Source organism: Bacillus sp. GbtcB14 (assembly GCF_019091205.1).
Classification (GTDB): Bacteria; Bacillota; Bacilli; order Bacillales; family Bacillaceae_G; genus Bacillus_A; species Bacillus_A cereus_AG.
The window spans coordinates 1-236 of sequence record NZ_JAGXJT010000314.1 but is presented as its reverse complement, the minus strand read 5'-3'; the positions used below and the strand labels follow the sequence as shown (position 1 = coordinate 236).

Here is a 236-nt window from a genome sequence, read left to right as displayed (position 1 = left end):
AAGGACGTGAAACTGCCGGATATGGGTATACCATTCATTAATTTTGAGCCCGACAAAAGAGGACGGAATAGTCTGCTTCATCCTCAATAAATCCCCCCTTTTGGAATGACCGAGATATGTCATATTTTATCATATTTGCTAGAAAAAGAAGAACGCAAAAAGACCGCAATTGTCGAATTTCGGATATCCGCAACGATTTATCTCCGTCACAAGCTTATTGCTTGTTTCTTCCGTGC

1 protein-coding gene is annotated in these 236 nt (G+C 40.7%); it reads right to left on the bottom strand.

The window, feature by feature from the left end; genetic code table 11:
• Positions 1-87, bottom strand: an 87-nt coding sequence (locus KVT31_RS30540; RefSeq protein WP_254637334.1) for a hypothetical protein, incomplete at its 3' end; no start/stop codon positions are given.
• Between the last annotated feature and the right edge of the window lie 149 nt (positions 88-236).